15 protein-coding genes are annotated in these 20,527 nt (G+C 68.6%); 6 read left to right on the top strand and 9 right to left on the bottom strand.

Features of this window, described 5'->3' with window-relative positions; translation table 11 throughout:
- Nucleotides 1-260: 260 nt before the first annotated feature.
- From JOD97_RS31710 to JOD97_RS31720, 3 genes are all read right to left on the bottom strand, one after another.
- Nucleotides 261-1,097, bottom strand: coding sequence for an HDOD domain-containing protein (locus tag JOD97_RS31710; protein WP_209726804.1), 837 nt, complete (start codon nt 1,095-1,097; stop codon nt 261-263).
- Nucleotides 1,098-1,187: 90 nt separating this feature from the next.
- Nucleotides 1,188-1,469 carry a hypothetical protein gene (locus JOD97_RS31715; protein WP_209726805.1) on the bottom strand — a complete coding sequence of 94 codons (282 nt, stop codon included), beginning with the start codon at nt 1,467-1,469 and terminating at the stop codon, nt 1,188-1,190.
- Complete coding sequence (locus JOD97_RS31720) at nt 1,466-1,939, bottom strand: MarR family winged helix-turn-helix transcriptional regulator (protein ID WP_209726806.1); 474 nt, start codon at nt 1,937-1,939, stop codon at nt 1,466-1,468. The genes JOD97_RS31715 and JOD97_RS31720 overlap by 4 nt, the downstream gene beginning before the upstream one ends.
- A gap of 92 nt (nt 1,940-2,031) precedes the next feature.
- On the opposite strand from JOD97_RS31720, the gene JOD97_RS31725 reads away from it, so the two are divergent.
- Nucleotides 2,032-2,946 (top strand): DMT family transporter, encoded by a 915-nt coding sequence (locus JOD97_RS31725; RefSeq protein ID WP_209726807.1) that lies wholly within the window; start codon nt 2,032-2,034, stop codon nt 2,944-2,946.
- 25 nt (nt 2,947-2,971) lie between these two features.
- Nucleotides 2,972-3,922 carry a GlxA family transcriptional regulator gene (locus JOD97_RS31730; RefSeq protein ID WP_209726808.1) on the top strand — a complete coding sequence of 317 codons (951 nt, stop codon included), beginning with the start codon at nt 2,972-2,974 and terminating at the stop codon, nt 3,920-3,922.
- A gap of 12 nt (nt 3,923-3,934) precedes the next feature.
- On the opposite strand, the gene JOD97_RS31735 is transcribed toward JOD97_RS31730, so the two are convergent.
- From JOD97_RS31735 to JOD97_RS31760, 6 genes are read right to left on the bottom strand one after another with little or no spacing between them, the layout of a single operon-like run.
- A complete protein-coding gene (locus JOD97_RS31735; protein WP_209726809.1) occupies nt 3,935-4,627 on the bottom strand; it encodes a DUF1349 domain-containing protein in 693 nt (230 codons plus the stop codon).
- Between the two features lie 54 nt (nt 4,628-4,681).
- Nucleotides 4,682-5,761 (bottom strand): glycosyltransferase family 2 protein, encoded by a 1,080-nt coding sequence (locus tag JOD97_RS31740; protein ID WP_209726810.1) that lies wholly within the window; start codon nt 5,759-5,761, stop codon nt 4,682-4,684.
- A gap of 11 nt (nt 5,762-5,772) precedes the next feature.
- Nucleotides 5,773-11,667, bottom strand: a complete 5,895-nt coding sequence (locus JOD97_RS31745) for a non-ribosomal peptide synthetase (protein ID WP_209726811.1) — start codon at nt 11,665-11,667, stop codon at nt 5,773-5,775.
- On the bottom strand, nt 11,664-12,911 hold the full coding sequence (locus JOD97_RS31750) for a DUF6271 family protein (RefSeq protein ID WP_209726812.1): 1,248 nt from the start codon (nt 12,909-12,911) through the stop codon (nt 11,664-11,666). The genes JOD97_RS31745 and JOD97_RS31750 overlap by 4 nt, the downstream gene beginning before the upstream one ends.
- Nucleotides 12,912-12,946: 35 nt before the next feature.
- A complete protein-coding gene (locus JOD97_RS31755; protein WP_209726813.1) occupies nt 12,947-13,786 on the bottom strand; it encodes a phytanoyl-CoA dioxygenase family protein in 840 nt (279 codons plus the stop codon).
- 2 nt (nt 13,787-13,788) lie between these two features.
- Nucleotides 13,789-15,183 (bottom strand): MATE family efflux transporter, encoded by a 1,395-nt coding sequence (locus JOD97_RS31760; RefSeq protein WP_209726814.1) that lies wholly within the window; start codon nt 15,181-15,183, stop codon nt 13,789-13,791.
- Between the two features lie 379 nt (nt 15,184-15,562).
- On the opposite strand from JOD97_RS31760, the gene JOD97_RS31765 reads away from it, so the two are divergent.
- The 4 genes from JOD97_RS31765 to astD all read left to right on the top strand — a co-directional run bounded on the left by JOD97_RS31765 (nt 15,563) and on the right by astD (nt 20,518).
- Nucleotides 15,563-16,807 carry an acetylornithine/succinyldiaminopimelate transaminase gene (locus JOD97_RS31765; RefSeq protein ID WP_209726815.1) on the top strand — a complete coding sequence of 415 codons (1,245 nt, stop codon included), beginning with the start codon at nt 15,563-15,565 and terminating at the stop codon, nt 16,805-16,807.
- Nucleotides 16,808-16,913: 106 nt separating this feature from the next.
- Nucleotides 16,914-17,951: an arginine N-succinyltransferase gene (locus tag JOD97_RS31770; protein ID WP_209726816.1), complete on the top strand. Its 1,038-nt coding sequence runs from the start codon at nt 16,914-16,916 to the stop codon at nt 17,949-17,951.
- Nucleotides 17,952-17,964: 13 nt separating this feature from the next.
- Nucleotides 17,965-19,029, top strand: coding sequence for an arginine N-succinyltransferase (gene astA / locus JOD97_RS31775; RefSeq protein ID WP_209726817.1), 1,065 nt, complete (start codon nt 17,965-17,967; stop codon nt 19,027-19,029).
- Nucleotides 19,022-20,518 carry a succinylglutamate-semialdehyde dehydrogenase gene (gene astD / locus JOD97_RS31780; RefSeq protein WP_209726818.1) on the top strand — a complete coding sequence of 499 codons (1,497 nt, stop codon included), beginning with the start codon at nt 19,022-19,024 and terminating at the stop codon, nt 20,516-20,518. Before astA ends, astD begins: the two co-directional genes overlap by 8 nt.
- Nucleotides 20,519-20,527: the final 9 nt, after the last annotated feature.

Here is a 20,527-nt window from a genome sequence, read left to right on the forward strand (position 1 = left end):
GGGGTCAAGTCTAACATTACTACATGGGCTCGGCTTTAAGGGGTGTTGGTGGCGGCTCGGCGATGGCGGATTACGCCGTGCCGGCTAATCCGCCCTACGTGTCTCCGTGGCGGAGCGTCGGTCCCGCCTCGGGGTCAGGTCTACGCCGTGGCGGATACGCGGGCGGCGGCCGGGGACGTGCGGGGCATTCGGAATCACGTAGGGCGGATTAGCGTAGCGTAATCCGCCAGGCACCGTCGGGGGCGCGGTTTTCCACCGTGTTACAGCATCAACACCGCGTACAGCGATCGCACCTCGTGCGCCGATTCGGTCATGATGGCGTGCAAGGTGCCTTCGCCGACGACGAAATCGATGGTGCGCGCGCCTTGCAAGGTGGTAGCGCCGGGCCGTTGGTACAGCGGCGAATGCACCGGCGATAAATCATTGGCCAACAGCAGCGTGTCGCCCAGGGTTTCCGGCGGCAGCGCGCGCAGCCCCACCCACATCGCCTCGATCGATTTGTACACGCCCTCCGGCACGCCCAGCTTGGTCAGCACGCCGCGGCCGATCTCGACCTCGCCATGCTCGACCCAATCCTCGGGCTCGCCGCTCATGACGTCCGGATACTCGGCCGCGCACGACAGCATGTAGAACCCGGCCACCTCGTGCACGATGCCGGCGAACAGCGCCGTGTCGGGATCGACATGCGTGACGCGGCGCGCGATCACCTGCGACAGCGCGGCCACGTGCGCCGTGTGTTCCCATAATTGATTGACTTTGTCCTTGAGGACGGGCTCGGTGATCTGGCTGCCGATCTGGCGCACGATCAGCGCCGCGACCAGCGATTGCAGGGTGCGCACGCCAAGCCGCTGGACGGCCGCGCGCACGCTGGAGATTTCAGTGCCGGAACGGTTGTAGGCGACCGAGTTGGCGATGGCGACGCTGCGCGCGGCCAGCAACGGGTCGGCCTGGATCAGCTTGGCGGCCGCCTCGACATGGCAGTCCGGATCGCTCAGCGCCTGCTGCAGCCGCAGCGAGGCGTTGACGTTGGCGGGGAACGTCAGCTCCCCCCGGCTCGCCTGAGCGGCCACGGCTTTGAAGGCGTCGAGTCTGTCCATCCCAAAAATTATACCCCTGAATATTGCCGCAGGGCACTTTTTGGGAAAATACTTTTCAGCGCAGCCACACCCGCCGCCGCGCGGGCCGGATTACTGCTCGCTGAAGATGGCGTCGCAGCCTTCGCGGATCTCGTCGCTGTCCTGCAGCTCGTCAGTCAGGCCGAGGTCGAACAGCTCCTCGATCGCGTTCATGAAGCTGTTGTGCTTGGTGGCGCCGATCAGGCGATAGATCTCGCCGTCATCGTTGCGCACGCCGATCAGCAGCTTTTCCTGGCGCACCTCGTCCGGCGTGGCGACGTCGAGCAACAGGTTGCCGATGATGTGTTTGTCGAATTTGGGTGGCTTCTTGCCTTCGAGCAGAGTCGTTTTCAAATGTTTTCCTTGGTTGAGTCGGGGGTGGACGGGCATCCGGCGCCGCTGGCCATGATCACAGTTTTGAGCTTGGACAGGTTTTTTTCAAGGGCCGCGAGATCTTCCTCGCGGTAGTCCGCAAACAGCTGCCTGCCCATCGCCATCACCTTGGGGAAGGCGGCATGGAAGGTCGCCTCGCCGTCGGCCGTCAGGCGGACGAAGAAAGAACGCTTGTCGCAGTCGTTGCGCTGACGTTCGACCAGCCCTTTCTGCTCCAACCGTTCGATCACGCCGGTCAGCGTGCCCTTGGTGATGAGCGTCTTCTCGCCCAGTTCCTTGTACGACATGCCGGGCGTGTTGCCCAGCGTGGCGATGATGTCGAACTGGGGATGCGTCAAGCCGCTCTGGCGCGCCTGTTCGCTCGAGAGCCGTTCAAAGCCCTGCATGCACTCGGCCAGCAACCGGATACTTTTCAGATATCGTTCACCCATAGCATGTGATTATAGCCGGTTCGCAATTTGCGGCCCGGACGGGTACACTATGCGCCTCTGGAATTGACAACTACATCGATAACAAAAAAACCATGCCTCAACACATGCGCGGTGTCGCCGCCTTGCTGGTCGTGACCCTGGTCTGGGGCACGACGTTTCCGGCGATGAAGGACATGACGGGCACCTTGTCGGCCAGCTGGATCGTGCTGAGCCGCTTCACCATCGCTAGCCTGTTGCTGCTGCCCTTCCTGTGGCGCGCCCGCTGGAACGATGCGCGCTGGGGCGTGCTGGCCGGCGTGGTGTTGTTTCTGTGCTACGTGTTCCAGATCGAGGGGCTGGCGCTGACCACCTCCAACCGCAACGCCTTCGTCACCGGCCTGAACGTGCTGGTGCCGCCGCTGGTCGGCGTGTTGATGGGGAAAATATTGGAGCGGCGCATCGTCGTCGCGCTGGTGCTGGCGCTGGCCGGCCTGTTCGCGCTGTGCTGGGAGGGCGGCTTCGTCTGGGGCCGCGGCGACACCCTGGCGCTGCTGTGCGCGCTGTGCTTCGGCCTGTACGTGGTGCTGATGGCGTCGACCACGCGCAAGGTCGACAAGCTGATGGTGCTGACGGCGTCGCAGATCGTCACGGTGGCCGCGTGCTCGGCGCTGTGGCTGCTGCTGCGCGAGGTGCCGCTGGGCGCGGCCGAGCGGGCCGAGGACCTGCCCAACTACCTCGGCTACATCGGCGCCGGGCTGACGACGTACGCGCCCAACATCGTCTACCTGGGCGTGGTGGCGACGGCGGCCATCATCTCGCTGCAAACCTGGGGCCAGAGCCACAGCAGCGCCAACGAGGCGGCCGTGATCTACGCCTTCGAGCCGGGCTGCGCGGCGATCTTCGCCTATTTCTGGCTGGGCGAGACCTTGGCGTGGAACGGCCTGCTCGGCGCCATGCTGTTGATCTCCGGTATGATAGTCAGCCAGTGGAGCACCGAGCGTCCGGCCGCCGCGCTGGCGCCCGAGTAGCCCCCAAACCCGACCACGATGCCCGATGTCCTTCGCTAATCTATCCCGGCTCGCCCAGCAGCGGCCGCTGCGCGTGCTGCTGGTGAACGCGGGCGAGGCCGACGCCATCACCTGGGCCGGCCTGGCGCAGCCGCTGCGGCTGGCCGCGACCATCCTCGGCAAGGACGCCTTGCACCTTGAAACGATGACCCCGGCGCAACTGCTGCTGGCGCCGCCGGCGCACCACCATCTGGCGCTGCTGGTGGCCGACGAGAACCAGGCGGCGATGGCGGCCGCGCAGGGCCGCGCCGTCATCGAGCGCTGCCGCGCGGCCGATTACTGGGGCGGGGTCGGCGCCGGCGTGCTGTGGCTGGCCGAGGCCGGCCTGATGGCGGGCGTGCGCATCGCGCTGCCGTGGGCGCTGTACGCCGACACCGAACACATCAACGAGCGCGCGATCCTGACCCCGCACCTGTTCGAGCTCGATGGGCGCCACCTGAGCTGCTGCGGCGGCGCCGCCAGCATCGACTTCGCGCTGACCCTGATCGAGTGCCTGTTCGGCGCGACGGTTCAGGCCGCCATCAAGGAGGGCTTGTGCGTCGAGCGCGTGCGCGGCCACGAGGAGCGCCAGCGGGTGGCGCTGCAGGCCCGCTTCGGCGCCCTGCAGCCGCGTCTGTCGGAGGCGGTCACCTTGATGGAAACCAATATCGAGGAACCGCTGTCGACCGACGACATCGCCAACCTGGTCGGCCTGTCGCGGCGCCAGCTCGAGCGCCTGTTCAAGCAATACCTGAGCAGCCTGCCGTCGCGCTACTACCTGGAGCTCAGGCTGCAACGCGCGCGCCAGCTGCTGCTCGAGACCAACCACTCGATCGTCCAGGTCGGACTGATGTGCGGCTTCTCGTCCGGCTCGCATTTTTCGACCGCGTTCGGCGCGCTGTTCGGCAACACGCCGCGCGAGGAGCGCCAGCGCAAGCTGGCCAACCGGCCGGGCTAGCCGGGCCGCCGCTTACTCCCCTTGCCAGAAATCCTTGAACGTGGCGCTCCTGAACTTGATGTCGGAGAACTGCGCGCTGAAGCCGTCGCCGTCCGGCGATTGCGACGAGAAGCCGACCTTGACGCTGGCCGCCCCGGGCAGGCCGAAGCTGCGCACCATGCTCCAGGCATTGCCGTCCGGCGAGGTGTAGAACACGAACATGTCCTTGCGCCGCACCACCTTCAGGTAGACCGCGTCGCCCGGCCGCACGCCGTGGTGGGCGTCGTCGCCGACGCCCTTGGCCACGGTGCTCGAGATGCCGGCCGCGCCGGTCTTGGCGAACTCGAACAGCAGCTTGGCCCAGTTGGTCCGGTCGCCGTAGACGATCAGCGCGGCGCCGTTGAACGGATGGTTGACGCCGGCCTTGACCTTGGCCGAGAAGATGAAGTCGCCCGTCGGCTGGAACAGCACGCGCGGCGTCTTGTCAGCCACCTCGGTGCCGTCGGTGTTGGCGTACAGGTCGGTGCCCTTCTTGGCCTGCAACACCAGCGCCTTGTCCTTGACGCTGGCCGCACCCAGGTCGAGCTGCGTTTCGAGCGCGAACGGCAGCGTGTCGATCGCCAGCTTGCCGTCCTTGAGCGTGGCCTCGCTGGCGTGCGCCTGCGCCGCCATCAGTGCCGCCGCCATGGCAAAGGCGCCCAGGGTGATTTTTTTGTTTTGAAACATACGATGTCTTCCTTGGTGGGTGGCGTTCGCACGCCGGGTTGTAATAAGTTAAGGTCAATGGGTGAACAACATCACGCGCTTGCCTTCCGGATGCAGCTGCACGTGGCAAATCAGGTCCAGCCGGTGCTTCGGCACCAGCGCCACCAGCTCCACGCCGGGATCGTCGGCCAGCTGTTGGCGCAGCGCCTCCAGGCCGATGTCCTTGACGAAGCGGCGCGCGCCCGCATGCGTGGCGGGCACGCCGGCGATGGCGCGCAGCGCGTGCTCGAAGCGCCGGTAGCAGCTCAGCCACGGACGCTTGTCGCCCGCCAGCAGGCGTCGCTGGCGCCGCTGGGGATCGAAAAAGTCGCGGAAGATCCCTTGCGCATGGACCGCCGGCTCGGGATGCAGCGCGGCGAACGCCTCCAGGTTGCGGTTCCACGACAGATAGCCCTCGTCGCTGTTCCACGACACGGGATGGGTCAGGTGGTAGGCCAGCACGTTGGGATTGTAGGCCAGCTTGACGCCGTGTTGCGCCAGCCGGTAGACGAACTCGCAGTCCTCCAGGCCCCAGCCGCGGAAGGCGGCGTCGTTGAAGCCGCCGCAGCCGTCGAGATCGCGCCGGCGGATCGAGAAATTGTGCGAGAACCCCAGGTGCCAGGCGCCCTGCAGCGTCTGCAGGTTTTCCGAGTACCACTCGAACACGGCGAAGCGCGGATCGGCGTAGCTGACGTTGGCGGCGGGGTCGGCGATGGCCGCCGGCGTCGGCGCGATGTCGTTGCGCAAGCCGATTTGCAGCACCGCCTGGTCCTCGGGCACGTGCGCGAAGAAGCGCACGTGCTGTTCCAGGAAGTCGGGCGCGAACACCTGGTCGCTGTCGAGGAACAGCACGATCTCGCCGCGCGCCCGCGCCAGGCCGGCGTTGCGCGCGTGGCCGGCGCCGCGGTTGTGCGGATACCATAAGTAGCGCAGTTCGTAGCCGAAGTCGCGCCCGTCCAGCAGCGCGCCGAGCTGGGCGTCGGACGAGCCGTCGTCGACCACCAGAACCTCGAAGCGCTCGCGCGCCAGCGATTGCCGCCCCAGCGATTCGAGCGTGTGCAGCAGCGGCTCGCGGTTTTCATAGTAGGGCAGGATGACCGAACATTGCAGTGTCATGGGGTCCGCTTTCATTGCGTGGAAGAGGGAAGCGCCGAATGGTCCAGGCCGAAGCCGAAGCCGAAGCCGAGGCGGGCGGCGATGGCGCGCGCGTTGGCCGCGCCCATCTGGGTGTAGTGGTCGCCGTCGACGCGCTGGACCTGGAGCCGCGCGACCGCCGCCTCCCAGCCCAGCCCGTGGACGGCCGCGCGGCCGGCGGGTGGTTGCCCGGCCTGCAGCAACAGCGCCTCGCCGTCGTAGTGGCCGACCGTGTGCGCCAGCATGGCGTGCAGGTTGTCGCGGTAGACCGCGAACAGCGTCGCGAAGCGTTCGGCCGTCAATTCCGCCGGGATCAGGCCGCGCCCGCTCAGCAAGGCATGCCAGGCCTGCACGCCGGCCGCCGCGTCCACCCCTTCCGGCGCCGGCCGCGAGCGCTCGTGGCCGCCCGACGCCAGCAGGTCGCCGACGAAGTCCGCCAGCGGGTCGGCGCTGGCCGGGATCAGCGACGGGTGCCAGCTGTCGATCAGCACCAGCGAGCGCACCGGCTCGCCGCGCCGGCGCAGCTGGCACGCCATCTCGTGGGCGATCTGGCCGCCCATGGACCAGCCGGCCAGGCAGTAAGGCCCGTGTGGCGCGATCTCGGCGATCGCCGCCAGATACGCGGCGGCCATGGCGGGCACGCCGCCGGCCGGCGCGCGGGCGCCGTCCAGCCCGGCCGATTGCAGCCCGTACACCGCGCGTTGCCCCTGCAGCGCCGCCGCCAGGTGGGCATAGCAAAACACGCCGCCGCCGATCGGATGGATGACGAACAGGGGCGGGCCGTCCTCGCCGCCCTTCGGCGCCGTCAGCCGCACCACGCCCGAGCCGCCGCGCGCGCCGTCCTCGATGTGCCGCGCCAGCCGCGCCACGCTGGCGTGGCGCGAGAAGCCGGCCATCGAGACCTCGACCGCCAGTTCCTGGCGCATCCGCGCCAGCAGCCGCACCACCTGCAGCGAGTGGCCGCCCAGCTCGAAGAACGATTGCTCGACATCGGTGACCGGCGCGTCCAGCACCGACGCCCAGATCGCGCACAGGCGCTGTTGCAGCGGCGTCAGGCCGGCGTCCACTTTCCCGGCCGGCATCGCTTCGCTGCATTCGCCGAGGCGGTCCTGGTCGATCTTGCCGTTGCCGGTCAGCGGCCAGTGCCGCACCAGCCGCAGCTGGTTCGGTACGAACTGCGCCGGCAAGCGTTCGCGCAGGTAGCGGCGCAGGGCCGGCGCCTCTAGCGGCGCCGACAGCTGGACGTAGGCGGCCAGCCGGGCGTCGCCGTCGTGCGGCTCGACGCGGACCAGCGCCTGCCGCACGCCCGGGTGCGCCAGCAGCGCTTGCCGCACCTCGTCCAGCTCGATGCGCACCCCGCGTAGCTTGACCTGGTGGTCCATGCGGCCGAGGTAATGCAATGCGCCTTGTTCGTCGAGTTCGACCCAGTCGCCGGTGCGGTACCGGCGCTCGCCGCCGGCCGGCGTGGGGAAATCAACAAAGCGCTCGGCGCTGAGGGCGTCGTCGTGCAGGTAGCCCAGCGCCAGGCCGGCGCCGCTGATCCACAATTCCCCCGCGCGGCCCGCGCCCAGCGGCCGTTGTTCGGCGTCGAGGATGTGCAGGCGGGTGTTGCTGATCGGCCGGCCGAGCGGAATGCGCGCCTGGTCCGGCGCCAATGGCGGCACCGGATACCAGGTCGAAATCACCGTGGTCTCGGTCGGCCCGTAGGAATTGACCACGCCGACGCCGGGCCAGCGCCGCTGCCACTGCGCCACGTGTTTGGGCGAGATCGCCTCGCCGCCGACGATCACGTGGCGCAGGCTGGCCGCGTCGGCCGGATCGAAGTGGCCGTCGGCCAGCGTGTCGACCCAGTGATTCCAGTACGAGGTGGGCAGGTCGAGGATGGCAATGCGCTCGCGCGCGATGGTCTGCTGCAGATGCTCGAAGCGGTCGAGCAGGTCCGGCGCGCGCAGCACCACGCGCGCGCCGGTGATCAGCGCGGGGAAGATTTCCTCGTTGAGCGCGTCGAATCCCAGCGCGGCGAACTGCAGCACGCTGTCGTCCGCCGTCAGCGTCAGTTGCTCTTGCAGGAACAGCGCGTGGTTGACCAGGCCGCCTTGCGCCAGCATCACGCCCTTCGGCTGGCCCGTGGTGCCGGAGGTGAACAGCACCTGCGCCAGGTCGCCGGGTCCGCAAGGCAAGGCCGGATTGTCGGCCGGGGCGTCCTGGATCGCGTGCCAGCAGCGGTCCAGGTTCAGCACGTTGGCGCGTTCGCCCAACAAGGACAGTTGGGCGTCGCGGCTGATGACCACGGCCGGGGCGGCCACGTCGAGGATGCGCCGGATCCGCGCCGCCGGATAGCTGTGGTCGATCGGCACGTAGGCGGCGCCGGCCTTGAGCACCGCCAGCAGGCTGACGATGAACTCCGGCGAGCGGTCCAGCAAGATGGCGACGCGCGCGCCCGGGCCCACGCCGGCGGACGCCAGATGGTGCGCCATTTTGTTGGCGTGCGCGTTCAGCGAGCGGTAGCTCAGCGTGGCGGCGGTCAGGCGGCGGCCGGCCGGGGCGGGTTGGCTGGCGGGGTCGCACGGCGGGCACAGATGCACGGCGACGCGGTCGGGTTCGGCCGCCGCCTGTTGCTCGAACAGCTGGTGGATGCCGAGCGCGGGCCGGTCTACCGTCGCGCCCCGCAGCGCCGGCGCGTCTTCGTCCTCGCCGGCGAATGGATTCATCGCGGCGACCGCCCCCAGCGGATGGGCCACGGCCTGGCGCAGCAGCGTGTCGAGCTGGCGCGCCAGGCGCGCGACCGTCGCCGGCGCGTAGCGGTTCTGGTCGAACAGGAATTCGACCGTGATGCCGTCGCGCGGCAGCACCGTCACCGTCAACGGGTAGTGGGTGCGGTCGCGCACGCGGCCGGCGCCTACCGTCCAGCCGGTGGCGGCCGCGTCGCCGTCGCCGAGGTCGGGGAAGTTCTCGAACACCAGCAAATGGTCCAGCAGGCCACCGCGCAACGGCGAGGCCGACTGGATTTCGGCCAGCGACACGTGCTGGTGCTTCTGGGCCGCCAAGGTGCCCGCCTGGACCGCGCGCAGCAGCCGCACCAGGTCGTCGTCGGGAGCGCTGCGCACGCGCACCGGCAGCGTGTTGATGAACAGGCCGAGCATGGCGTTGGCGTGCTCCAGGTGCGGTGGACGGCCGGCCGCCACTTCGCCGAACACCACGTCGGCGCTGCCCGTGTGGCGTTGCAGCAGGATCGCCCACAGCCCCTTGAACACGCTGTTGAGGGTCAGCTGATAACGTTTGCACAGCGCGCCGAGTTCGAGCGCGAGCGCGGGGTCCACGCGCCACGGCAAGGTGTGGAAAGCGCCCGGCGCCTGGCCGGCGGGCAGCTTCGCGGCCAGGCTGGCGGGGGCGGCGTATGCGGCCAGCGTTTGTTGCCAATACGCCAGCGCGGCGCCCTGGTCCTGCCGGCCCAGCCAAGCGATGTAGCGTCCGTAGCCGGGCGCGGCCGGGGCGGGGGCGTCGCCGGCGGCGCGGGCCCGGTAGGCCGCGCGCAGTTCATCCCAGATCACGCCGATGCACCAGCCATCCATGATGATGTGGTGGAAGCAAATGTAGACCCGGAACCGTTGCGGCGCCAGTTTGAACAGGCGGAAGCGTACCGCGTTGTGCCGCTCCAGGCGCAGGCCGTGCAGTGCGTCGAGCGCCATCCAGCCGTCCAGCCAGCCGTCCTGGTCCGGCTGGTCCGACAGGTCGCGGTAGGCGTAGTCGGGCTGCAGGCCGGCCACGATCACTTGCAGCGGCTGCTCCAGCCCACGGTGCGTGAACACGGCGCGCAAGATCTCGTGGCGCGCCACCAGGTCGCCCACGGCGGCCTCGAACAGCGCCGGCTCCAGGTCGCCGTCGGCATGGAACTCGCCCTGCACGAAGTAGGCGGCCGGGTCCGGTCCGAAGTGGTCGACGTACATGCCGTACTGCAGTGGCGACAGCGGGTAGGCCGCCTCGACCGCCAAATCGGGCGCCGTCCCGAAGCGCGCGGCCACCTCCGCCAGCAACTGGCTTTCCTGTTCCGCCGTCAGCGCCGGCGTGTCCGGGGATGCCGCCGCGTCCGTTATCGGCGCGCGTGCCGATACCAGCGGCGCCAGCGCGGCGACGGTCGGGAACTGGAAGATGTCGGCCACGTCCACCAGCTGGCCCCGGGCGAACAGCCGCGAGACGATCTGGATGGCGCGCACCGAATCGCCGCCCAGGTGGAAGAAATTGTCGTGGATGCCCAACTGCTCGGCGTCCAGGCCGAGCACCTCGCGCCAGACGGCGGCCAGCGCGGCCTCGCCGGGCGTGCGCGGCGCTTGCCAGGCCACCCGGTTCAGGCTGGCGGCGCGCGGGTCGGGCAGGGCCTGCTTGTCGAGCTTGCCGTTGAGGTTGATGGGGACGGCGTCGATCTGCACCAGGAAGGCCGGACGCATGTACTCGGGCAGGCGCTCGGCGACGAAGGCGCGCACCGGGTCGAGCCGCTCGAGCGTGGGGGCGACGCAGTAGGCGCACAGGCGCGCTTCGCCGTTGATGTCGCGCACCACCACCACGGCGTCCTCGACCGCCTCGTGCTGCAACAGCTGCGCGGCGATCTCGTCGGGCTCGATGCGGTGGCCGTTGATCTTGACCTGGTCGTCGATGCGGCCCAGCACTTCCACATTGCCGTCCGCGTGCCAGCGCGCCAGGTCGCCGGTGCGGTACATGCGCTCGCCCGGTTCGAACGGGTTGGCGACGAATTTCTGTTCCGTCAGATCCGGCCGCCGGTGGTAGCCACGGCCCACGCACACGCCCGACACGCACAGTTCGCCCGGCTGCATCGGCGCGGCCAGCCGGCCCTGCTCATCGAGGATGTAGAAGCGGGTGTTGTTGTTGGGGATGCCGATCGGCACGGCGGCGCCGGCGCGCGCGGCCACGCTGGCGTTGAAGGTGCTCACGCCGACGCTGGTTTCCGAGGTGCCGTAGGCGTTGTAGTAGGTCAGGTGCGGGCGCCACTTCTCCACCGTGTGCCACTGCGCGGGCGAGCCGGCGGTGATAACCACGCGCAGCGTGTTGCGGCGCGGATCGAGGTCGACGATGTAGTGCGGCGGCAGCGTGGCGATGCTGATCCGGTGCTCCAGCAGGTAGTCCTCGAACTGGCGCGGGTTCAGGATCACCGGCTTGGGCACCAGGTACAGCGTGGCCCCGGTCAGTAGCGCCATGAAGATCTCGGACACCGACGCCGCGAACGAGATGCTGGCGAACTGGACGATACGGTCGCGCGGCGTGATGCCGAATTTGTCGCGGTAGAAGCCGATGAAGTTGACGATGCCCCGGTGCTCGACCATCGCGCCCTTGGGCCGTCCGGTCGAGCCGGAGGTGTAGATCACATAGGCCAGGTCGCGCGGGCCGCCCTCGTCCGCCGCGGCCGGCGCGGCCGGTGCGGGGGCGGCGACCAGCGCGCCGATGCGCTCGATCCGGCCGTCGAAGCGCAGCTCGCCGGACGGGGCGCGGTCGGTCAGCAGCACGCCGCACTGGCTGTCCTCGAGCAGGTACTGGATGCGCGCGCTGGGGTAGCCGGGGTCGATCGGCACGTACGCCGCGCCGGCCTTGAGGATGCCCAGCATCGCATACACCATGTCGGGCGTGCGGTCGGTCATCACGCCGACCAGCGCCTCCTTGCCGAGGCCGTGCGCGCGCAGCCGCCCGGCGACCCGCCCGGCGCGCCGGTCGAGCTCGCGGTAGCTGACCGTTTCGCCCTGGAAGAACAGCGCCGGATGATCGGGGTCGCGTTCCACGTGCAGGCCGAACAGCGCCTGGATGGTCAGCGGGGCGACCTCGGCCCCGGTGGCGTTCCACGCATTCACCTGCCGCAACAGGTCATCGGCCGGCGCGCTCATTGCGCGGGCTCCCCGGCCAGCATGGTGCGCAGCGGCGCGCCCGCGCGGGCGGCGGTGGCGACCAGGCGCGGCCAGGCGCGCATCAGGCTCGCGTGGTTGCGGTAATCCTGGCGGCAGCCGGCCAGCACCTCGTCGAGCCGGCTCGACAGGTCGGCGGCTTCGGCCGCATACAGCTGGCCGATGAAGCCGTCGACGAAGCGCGCCAGCGCCTGGCGCCGCCCAGGCAGATCGGCGTCCGCCAAGGTCGACAGCGCGGCCGCCGCCGCGTCCTGGAAGTTGCCCTCCAGATGCAGTTCGCCCTGGTCGGCGCGCGCCTTGAGCTGGCGCTGCAGCGCCATGTACACGGGGCGCAGGTCGCAATACTTCACCAGCGACATGATGTAGGGCATGGGATCGGCCTTGCGGCCGCTGTGGTATTCGTGCACCACGCGGCGCTGGTGGTAGGCCACCGGCAGGCCGAAGGCGCCGGCCAGCTTGAACACCGAATAGTCGGACGACATGGCGTTCGACGGCAGGCTGGGAAACAGCAGGTGCAGCTGGCGGATCGCCATGTTGCCGGCGTCGGGCATGTAGAAGCCTTGTTCGTTGCTGTAGTCGACCTGGTCGGCACGGTACAGCGCCCGGCTGTTGCCGTCGACCCAGTCGTAGATCGATTGATGCAGCGACGGGTCGACCCCCATGTTCGACCAGAAGCGCGAGAACAGCTCGGGCGACACCTGCAGGAAAGGCTTGAGGTCGAGGTTCCATTCGCCCACGTAGCCGCTGCCGGCGATGTAGGGCCGCCGGCCCTGGCCGCCCAGGCTCTGCATCTCGAACTCGAGCGGATAGGGGCAGTTCTCCTGCAGCCGGGTGTCGGAATCGCGCCGGTGGATCACGCCCGACCCCAGCGCGGCGGCGAACAGCGAAATCTTGTTCATGACGGCGCCGTAATTGCTGCCGCGCGGCGCGATCCAGTCGAGCAGGCTCGGCGGGTAATCGGCCAGGCGCAGCAATTCGCGCACCGCCGCCTGCTGGCGCTCCAGCGTGACGTGGTGGAGCGCCAGGTGCGGATAGGCCGCGCGCGCCTGCGCGATGTGGCCGGCGTTGTCGCGCTCGACGCCGGCGTCGCCCGAGTCGAGCAGGAACAGCGGAACCGACTCGCCGGTGAGCCGGAACCAGTAGTCGATCTCGTTCAGGTAGGAACGCACCGGCACGGCGGCGTCGCGGTTGGTCGGTATCCAGTAGGTGTGCGGCGCGCTGTTCAATTCGAACTCCTCTCAGGTCGGGGGGCGGTCACGATTCAGTCCCAGGCGTCGACGCCCAGCAGGCGCCGGCCCAGGCCGGTCAAGTGCGCGGGGGCTGCCTTGGCCTGCTCGATCCCGCGCGGATCGGCGGCAAAACCTTGTTCGTTGAACGGCGGCGCGTTGTGGCGCCAGTGTTCGATGCGCGCCCGCCGGTCCGCTTCCGGGACCGAGTCGGCCGGCATCATCGTGACGTACTGGGCCACGCGCGGGCGCTCGGTGCGGTTGCGCGAACTGCTGTGCAGCAGGCCGACGTTCCAGATGATCAGGTCGCCCGCGTTGCCGGGCACCTGGACGATTTCGCTGGCCGGCACGGCGGGCAGGCGGACCGGCCTGCCGGGCGGAATCTCGGCAACGATCTGCGCCACGCGCCGGTGGCTGCCGGGCACGCACTGGAAGCCGCCCTGGTCGGCGCTGGTGTCGGCCAGGCACAGCACGCCGCCGACGGCCAGCGGCAGCGGCCAGGCCAGCGGATCGATGTCCCAGTGGATATTGCCCTGGTAATCGTCGTGCGGCTGCGCCGGTGGATTCATGTTCAGGCGGTCGAGGCTGACCAGCAGCCGCTCGGTGCCGTACAGCTCGGCGAAGGCGGCGTGGAGGCGTGGGTGCTGGCGCACGTCCCACATGCTCTGGTGGTGGAACAGCTGCACCATGCCCGAGCGCGGCCGGTGCCAGGCCGGCCAGTCGTACCAGCCGGCCGGGTCGTGGCGGTCCATGGCGAGGAATTCCCACATGGCGTCGAGCACGGCGTCGGCCATCTCCTTGGGCACGGCCTGGCGCAGCACAATAAAGCCGTCGCGCTCCCAGGCCTCCCGTTCGGCTGCGGAAAATATCGACATGGTCACCCTTTCTGGACGGTCGGTTGGAGGAAGGCGGGCTTGCCGGCGGCGGCCGGCTCGGCATGGCCCGCGCGCCAGCGCCGGCCCCGCCAGCGCCGGTAGTGCAGCAGCGCGCGCACGGCCTCGTCGATGGCCAGCGCGGCCCAGACGCCGGTCAGGCCCCAGCCCAGCCGCACGCCCAGCAGGTAGGCCAGCGGGCAGGCCAGCAGCCACAGGCTGATGCCGGTGTAGCTGGAGAATTTGGCGTCGCCGGCGGCGCGCAGCGAAAAGCCGATCACCAGGTTGACCGCCTTGGCCGGCTCCCAGAACAGGCTGATGAGCAGCAGCGGCAGCGCCATGGCGACGATGCGCGGGTCGCGCGTGAACAGCGACAGCGCCTGCGCGGCGCCCAGGACCAGGCCCAGGTTGAGCAGCGCGCCCAGCGCCCAGGCTTGCGCGATGTTACGGTGCACCAGGCGGTTGGCCTGGTCGAATTGGCGCGCCCCGGCCATGTGCGCGATGAAGATCTGGGTGCCGATGGCGATCGCCAGTTCGACCACCACCACCACGGTCAGGCTGGCCTGCACGTAGCTGCGGGCCGACAGCGCCAGCGTGCCGAACGGGATGATCATCGTCATCACCGCGATCTGGCTCAGGTTGAAGTTGAGCGGTTCGAGCGCCGCCGGCGCGGCGATCCGCAGGATGGGCCGGGCCAGTTCGCGCGCGGCCGCCGGCGAGGCCGGCAAGCGCGGCCGCACCGGCAGCCGGGTGAACGCGCCGTACAGCATCCAGCACATGCCGGCGCAGCTGGCGCTGGTGGTGGCCAGCGCCACGCCCTGCACCCGGTTCAGGCCCAGCGCGTCGATGCCCAGGCCGCGCGCGAACAGCAGGTTCAGCGCCAGGTTGAGCAGCAGCACGCCCAGGGCGCCGGCCATGGCCCAGCGGGTATGGCCGTGGCAGCGCATCAGGCTGGCCATGACGCGGTACATGGTGAGGAACAGCAAGCCGGCCGCGCCCGCCAGCAGGTAGTCGGCGGCGTGCGCCCGCAGCGCCGGCGCGTAGCCCAGCCAGGCGCCGATGTGCGCGTGCACGGCGGCCACGGCCAGCGCCAGCAGCGCGCCCAGCGCGCCGGCCAGCAGCATGCACACGCCATAGGTGGGGCCCAGCGCGTCGCCGCGGCCGGCGCCGAGCTGGCGGCCGACCACGCCGGTGCAGCCCTGGCCGAGCGGAAAGTACAGCGCTTCGGCCAGCAGCAGGACCGGCAGGATGCCGCCGATCGCCGCCGCGGCGCCGTCCGAGATGCGTCCGAGAAACAGGAAGTCGGTGAAGGTGAGGATCATGCCCAGCGAGACGTCGAACAGGATCGGCCAGGTCACCGACCAAAAACCGCGCTCGAGCAGGGGCGTGTGCCGGGTCATCGCTGCGCGTGGCGGCTGCGCTGGGATGGGGCGGTCCGCGCGCCGCGCGGCCGCCACGGCGCGCGGGCGCCGTCGGCGTCGGGGCTGAGGGGGCGGTGTGTACGCGGTGCGAGCATAGGCCATGTCCCATGGTGCGGCGCTGCGGACCGCATCCACAGGGTTGGAAGCGTTTCCAGCACGTTAAATAAAAAATAACATGGTAGTTAAGTCAATGTCAACGAAATATCTGCGTGTTGCCATAAAAACCACGGCGCGCCCGTGGCGATTTTGAAAATGCCTGTCGCGTATTCGAAAGAGGCGGTTTGCCGTCCTGTCTATAATGGCGCAACGTCAGCAAACTTCTGCTGGCCGCCCCACTAACATTGGATGAGGAAATGCCATGAACGCCAAGCTAGATACGACCGTAACCACCCGTCCCGTGACTCGTCAGACCTTTGACGAAGTCCTGGTGCCGACCTATGCACCCGCGGCGATGGTTCCGGTCCGAGGAGCTGGCCTGGACCTGTGGGACCAGAATGGCAAGCACTATCTGGATTTCACGTCCGGCATCGCCGTGGCCGCGCTGGGCCACTGCAACCCGATCGTGGTCGAGGCGCTGACCCGCCAGGCCAACACCTTGTGGCACCTCGGTAACGGCTACACCAACGAGCCGGTGCTGCGTCTGGGCCTGGCGCTGACCGAGGCGACCTTCGCCGAGCGCGCGTTCTTCTGCAACTCCGGCGCCGAAGCCAACGAGGCGGCGCTGAAGCTGGCGCGCAAATACGCGCACGCCAAGTTCGGCCCGCACAAGTCGCGCATCATCTCGTGCTACCAGTCGTTCCACGGCCGCACCCTGTTCACCGTGTCGGTCGGCGGCCAGTCGAAGTACACCGAAGGCTTCGAGCCGCTGCCGCCGTCGATCGACCATATCGTCTATAACGATATCGAAGCGGCGCGCGCCGCCATCGGCGACGACGTCTGCGCCGTGATCGTCGAGCCGCTGCAAGGCGAGGGCGGCGTGGTCCCGGCCGACCAGGCCTACCTGCAGGAGCTGCGCGACCTGTGCACCAAGACCGGCGCGCTGCTGATCTTCGACGAAGTCCAATGCGGCATGGGCCGCACCGGCGACCTGTTCCACTACATGACCTACGGCATCACGCCCGACGTGCTGACGTCGGCCAAGGCGCTGGGCAACGGCTATCCGATCGGCGCCATGCTGACCACCCACGAACTGGCCAAGACGCTGGGCGTGGGCTCGCACGGCACCACCTACGGCGGCAACCCGCTGGCGGCGACGGTGGCGCTGACGGTGCTCGAGACGATCAACCAGCCGGCCTTCCTGGCGCGTGTCAAGGAAGCCGGCGCCAAGCTGCGCGGCACGATGGAAAAGCTGATCGCCGACTACCCGCAGGTGTTTACGCAGGTGCGCGGCGCCGGCCTGCTGCTTGGCCTGGTCGTCACCGACGCCTGGAAAGGCCGTTCGAAGGACATCCAGAAGGCCGCCGAAGCCAACGGCCTGATGGTGCTGATCGCGGGCATGGACGTGGTGCGCCTGGCGCCGGCGCTGATCGTCTCCGACGCCCAGATCGCCGAAGTCGACCGCATCCTGCGCCTGTCGCTGGACGGCATGATCGCCGCGGCCTAAGAGCAGCACCCGCGGCGGACCTGGTCCGCCGCTTTTCATTCGGGACCCGGCGCATTCCGATGCACCGGGTCCGTATGCGTTTGCGTTGATTCACCAAGGAGTTCCCATGTATGTAGTCCGTCCGGTCGAACTTGCGGATATCGCCGCCCTCGAGGCGCTGGCCGCGGTGCCCATGCCGGGAGTGCATACCCTACCGAAGACGCGCGAGAAAATCCTCGCCATGATCGAGCGCTCGATCGCGTCGTTCGCCGCGCACGTGGACATCCCGAGCGAGGAGGCGTACCTGCTGGTGCTTGAGTCGTTGGCCGATAAAACCATCGCCGGCACCGCCGCCATCTTCGCCGCCGCCGGCTCCAACGGCACCTATTTCTCGTTCCGCAACGACGTGATCCAGCAGGTGTCGCGCGACCTCAATATCAGCCACAGCGTGCACGCGCTGACGCTGTGCTCGGAGCTGACCGGCTACTCGCAGCTGTCCAGTTTTTACGTCGGCCAGCGCGAATACGGCACGCCGGAGGCGGCCCTGCTGTCGCGCGCGCGGCTGATGTTCGCCGTGCTGGCGCCGCACCGCTTCTCCGACCGCTTCTTCGTGCCGCTGGCCGGCGTGACCGACGGCGACGGCGGCTCGCCGTTCTGGGACGCGCTGGGCCGCAAGTTCTTCCAGATGGATTTCCTCGACGCCGAACGGGTGATCGGCGGCGCCCGCAACCGTACCCTGATCGTCGAGCTGATGCCGCACTATCCGGTCTACGTGCCGCTGCTGCCGGGCGACGCGCAGGCGGCCATGGGCCAGATCCATCCGTCGGGCGAGCTGGCGTTCAATCTGTTGACGGCCGAGGGCTTCGAGGCCGACGACTACATCGACATCTTCGACGGCGGCCCGATCCTGCAGGCGCACAAGAATTCGCTGCGCACCTTCAGCGGCGCGCTGCAGCGCCGCGTGAGCGTGGCGCCCGAAACGCCCGACCGTGGCCGCGAGCCGCGGGTGCGCTACGCCGTGTCGTCGGGCGCCGAGCATAACTTCCGCGCCGTGATCACGCATTGCGCGTCGCTGGAATCGCAAGTCACCGCAGCGCTGCCGGCCGATGTGCTGGAAGCGCTGCAAGTCGCCGATGGCGACACCGTCATCTGCGTCAGAATCTAAGAGTGGACAACCTATGCTAGTAGTACGCGCAATCAAAGCCGACGACCTCGACGCCCTGTACGTGATGGCCACGCAGGTCGGCAGCGGCATGACCACCCTCAAGCCGGACATGAAGATGATGGGCGACCGCGTGGCGATCGCCGTCGCCTCGTTCGCCGAAACCATCCCGCCCGAAAAGCGCGACTATATGTTCGTGATGGAGGATACCGACACCGGCCGCCTGGCCGGCGTGTGCGCGATCAAGGGCGCGGTCGGGCTCAACGAACCGTTTTATAACTATCGCATCGGCACCCTGGTGCACTCGAGCCGCGAGCTCGATGTGTTCACCCGCATGGAAACGCTGTACCTGTCGAACGACCTGACCGGCAGCACCGAACTGTGTTCGCTGTTCCTGCACCCGGACTACCGCACCGGCAACAACGGCAAGCTGCTGTCGAAGAGCCGCTTCCTGTTCATCGCGCAGTTCCCGCACCTGTTCACCGAAAAGCTGATCGCCGAAATGCGCGGCTACCAGGAGGAGAGCGGCCGCTCGCCGTTCTACGAGGGGCTGGGGCGGCATTTCTTCAAGATGGATTTCGACCATGTCGACGACCTGACCGCCGTCGGCAAGAAATCCTTCATCGCCGAGCTGATGCCGCGCCAGCCGCTGTACGTGGCCTACCTGCCGGAGGACGCGCGCCAGGTGATCGGCAAGGTCCACACCTCGACCGCGCCGGCGCGCCGCCTGCTGGAGCAGGAAGGCCTGTACTTCGAGGGCTACATCGACATCTTCGACGCCGGTCCGGTGCTGCAGGCGCGCGTGTCGGAACTGCGCGCCATGCGCGACAGCACACTGGCCGAAATCGGCCCGGTCGCCGAGCGTGACGCGGCCTGCGCGCCGGATTCGCCGGCGTCGGCGCCCGAGCCGATGCTGGTGTCGAACACCACGCTGCGCGATTTCCGCATGATCCTGTCGCAGTCGGCGCCCGTCAACGGCGCGCTGGAGCTGCCCGTCGCGGAGCAGGACGCCCTGTGCTGCAAGGCCGGCGACACCGTCCGCACCCTGACTCTCAATTTGAGGAAGAATCCCCATGTTTAACGCATTGCCCAACGCATCGAACACCGCACTGAGTAACTTCATCAACGGCGAATGGCTGCCGGGCAGCGGCGCCGAAATGTCGACCATCGATCCATCGAACGGCCAGCAGACCTGGGCCAGCAATGAATCGATGCCGCAAGACGTGGCGCAAGCCTGCGCCGCCGCGCGCGAGGCCTTCGAAACCTGGGCCCTGACGCCGCTCGACGAGCGCATCGCCGTCTGCACCCGCTTCCGCGATCTGCTCAAGCAGGACGCCGAGGCGCTGGCGCTGCTGATCTCCGAGGAAGTCGGCAAGCCGTTGTGGGAAGCGCGCACCGAAGTGGCGACGATGGCCAACAAGATCGATATCTCGGTGCAGTCGTACGGCGCGCGCACCGGCGAGTCGCACAACAAGGTCGCCGACGGCGAAGCGGTGCTGCGCCATCGTCCGCACGGGGTTTTCGGCGTGTTCGGTCCGTATAACTTCCCCGGCCACCTGCCGAACGGCCATATCGTGCCTGCGCTGATCGCCGGGAACACGGTGGTGTTCAAGCCGAGCGAATACGCGCCGCGCACCGCCATCAAGACCGTGCAGCTGTGGGAGCAAGCCGGCGTGCCGAAAGGCGTAATCAATCTGGTCAACGGCGGCCGCGATACCGGCGTCGCGCTGGGACAGAACCCGCTGCTCGACGGCGTGCTGTTCACCGGCAGCTGCCAGACCGGCTCCGCGCTGCACAAGCAGTTCGGCGGCCAGCCGGGCAAGATGCTGGCGCTGGAAATGGGCGGTAACAATCCGCTGATGATTTGGGACGTCAAGGACATCGACGCCGCCGTCTTCATGGCGATTTCGTCGGCCTTCATCTCGGCCGGCCAGCGTTGCACCTGCGCGCGCCGCCTGATCCTGCCGACCGGCACCACCGGCGATGCGATCGTCGCGCGCCTGGTCGATGTGGCCAGCCGCCTGACCATCGGCGCCTCGAATGCCGAACCGGCGCCGTTCATGGGGCCCGTGGTGTCGTCGGCGGTGGCCAAACGCCTGGTGCAGGCGCAGGAGGACATGGTCTCGAAGGGCGGCAAGCTGCTGCTGGAGATGCGCCATCTGGACGCTAACACCGGCTTCGTCTCGGCCGGCATCGTCGATGTCACCGACGCCCAGGGCATTCCCGACGAGGAGTGGTTTGGCCCGTTGCTGCAGGTGATCCGCGTGGCCGATTTCGACAGCGCGATCAAGGCCGCCAACGCCACCGAATTCGGGCTGGCGTCGGCGCTGATCTCCAACGACGAGAACCTGTGGAAGATCTTCCAGGTGCGCGCGCGCGCCGGCATCGTCAACTGGAACCGTCCGACCACGGGCGCGGCCAGCACCGCGCCGTTCGGCGGCGTGGGCAAATCGGGCAACCATCGTCCGAGCGCCTACTACGCGGCCGACTACTGCGCCTATCCGGTGGCGTCGATCGAAAACAATGTACTTGAAATGCCCGCGAAACTGTCGCCCGGCATGCACTTCTAAGGATACGAG

The sequence above is a fragment of the Duganella sp. 1411 genome, from assembly GCF_017833525.1.
In the GTDB taxonomy this organism is placed as follows: Bacteria; Pseudomonadota; Gammaproteobacteria; order Burkholderiales; family Burkholderiaceae_D; genus Rugamonas.

Excerpts from the sequence above, each read along its gene's own strand:
- JOD97_RS31770 (WP_209726816.1), top strand. The coding sequence starts at position 16,914 with ATGTATGTAGTCCGTCCGGTCGAACTTGCGGATATCGCCGCCCTCGAG.
- JOD97_RS31765 (WP_209726815.1), top strand. The coding sequence starts at position 15,563 with ATGAACGCCAAGCTAGATACGACCGTAACCACCCGTCCCGTGACTCGT.
- JOD97_RS31760 (WP_209726814.1), bottom strand. The coding sequence starts at position 15,183 with ATGACCCGGCACACGCCCCTGCTCGAGCGCGGTTTTTGGTCGGTGACC.
- JOD97_RS31745 (WP_209726811.1), bottom strand. The coding sequence starts at position 11,667 with ATGAGCGCGCCGGCCGATGACCTGTTGCGGCAGGTGAATGCGTGGAAC.
- JOD97_RS31725 (WP_209726807.1), top strand. The coding sequence starts at position 2,032 with ATGCCTCAACACATGCGCGGTGTCGCCGCCTTGCTGGTCGTGACCCTG.
- JOD97_RS31740 (WP_209726810.1), bottom strand. The coding sequence starts at position 5,761 with ATGACACTGCAATGTTCGGTCATCCTGCCCTACTATGAAAACCGCGAG.
- JOD97_RS31710 (WP_209726804.1), bottom strand. The coding sequence starts at position 1,097 with ATGGACAGACTCGACGCCTTCAAAGCCGTGGCCGCTCAGGCGAGCCGG.
- JOD97_RS31730 (WP_209726808.1), top strand. The coding sequence starts at position 2,972 with ATGTCCTTCGCTAATCTATCCCGGCTCGCCCAGCAGCGGCCGCTGCGC.
- JOD97_RS31720 (WP_209726806.1), bottom strand. The coding sequence starts at position 1,939 with ATGGGTGAACGATATCTGAAAAGTATCCGGTTGCTGGCCGAGTGCATG.
- JOD97_RS31735 (WP_209726809.1), bottom strand. The coding sequence starts at position 4,627 with ATGTTTCAAAACAAAAAAATCACCCTGGGCGCCTTTGCCATGGCGGCG.
- astA (WP_209726817.1), top strand. The coding sequence starts at position 17,965 with ATGCTAGTAGTACGCGCAATCAAAGCCGACGACCTCGACGCCCTGTAC.
- JOD97_RS31755 (WP_209726813.1), bottom strand. The coding sequence starts at position 13,786 with ATGTCGATATTTTCCGCAGCCGAACGGGAGGCCTGGGAGCGCGACGGC.
- astD (WP_209726818.1), top strand. The coding sequence starts at position 19,022 with ATGTTTAACGCATTGCCCAACGCATCGAACACCGCACTGAGTAACTTC.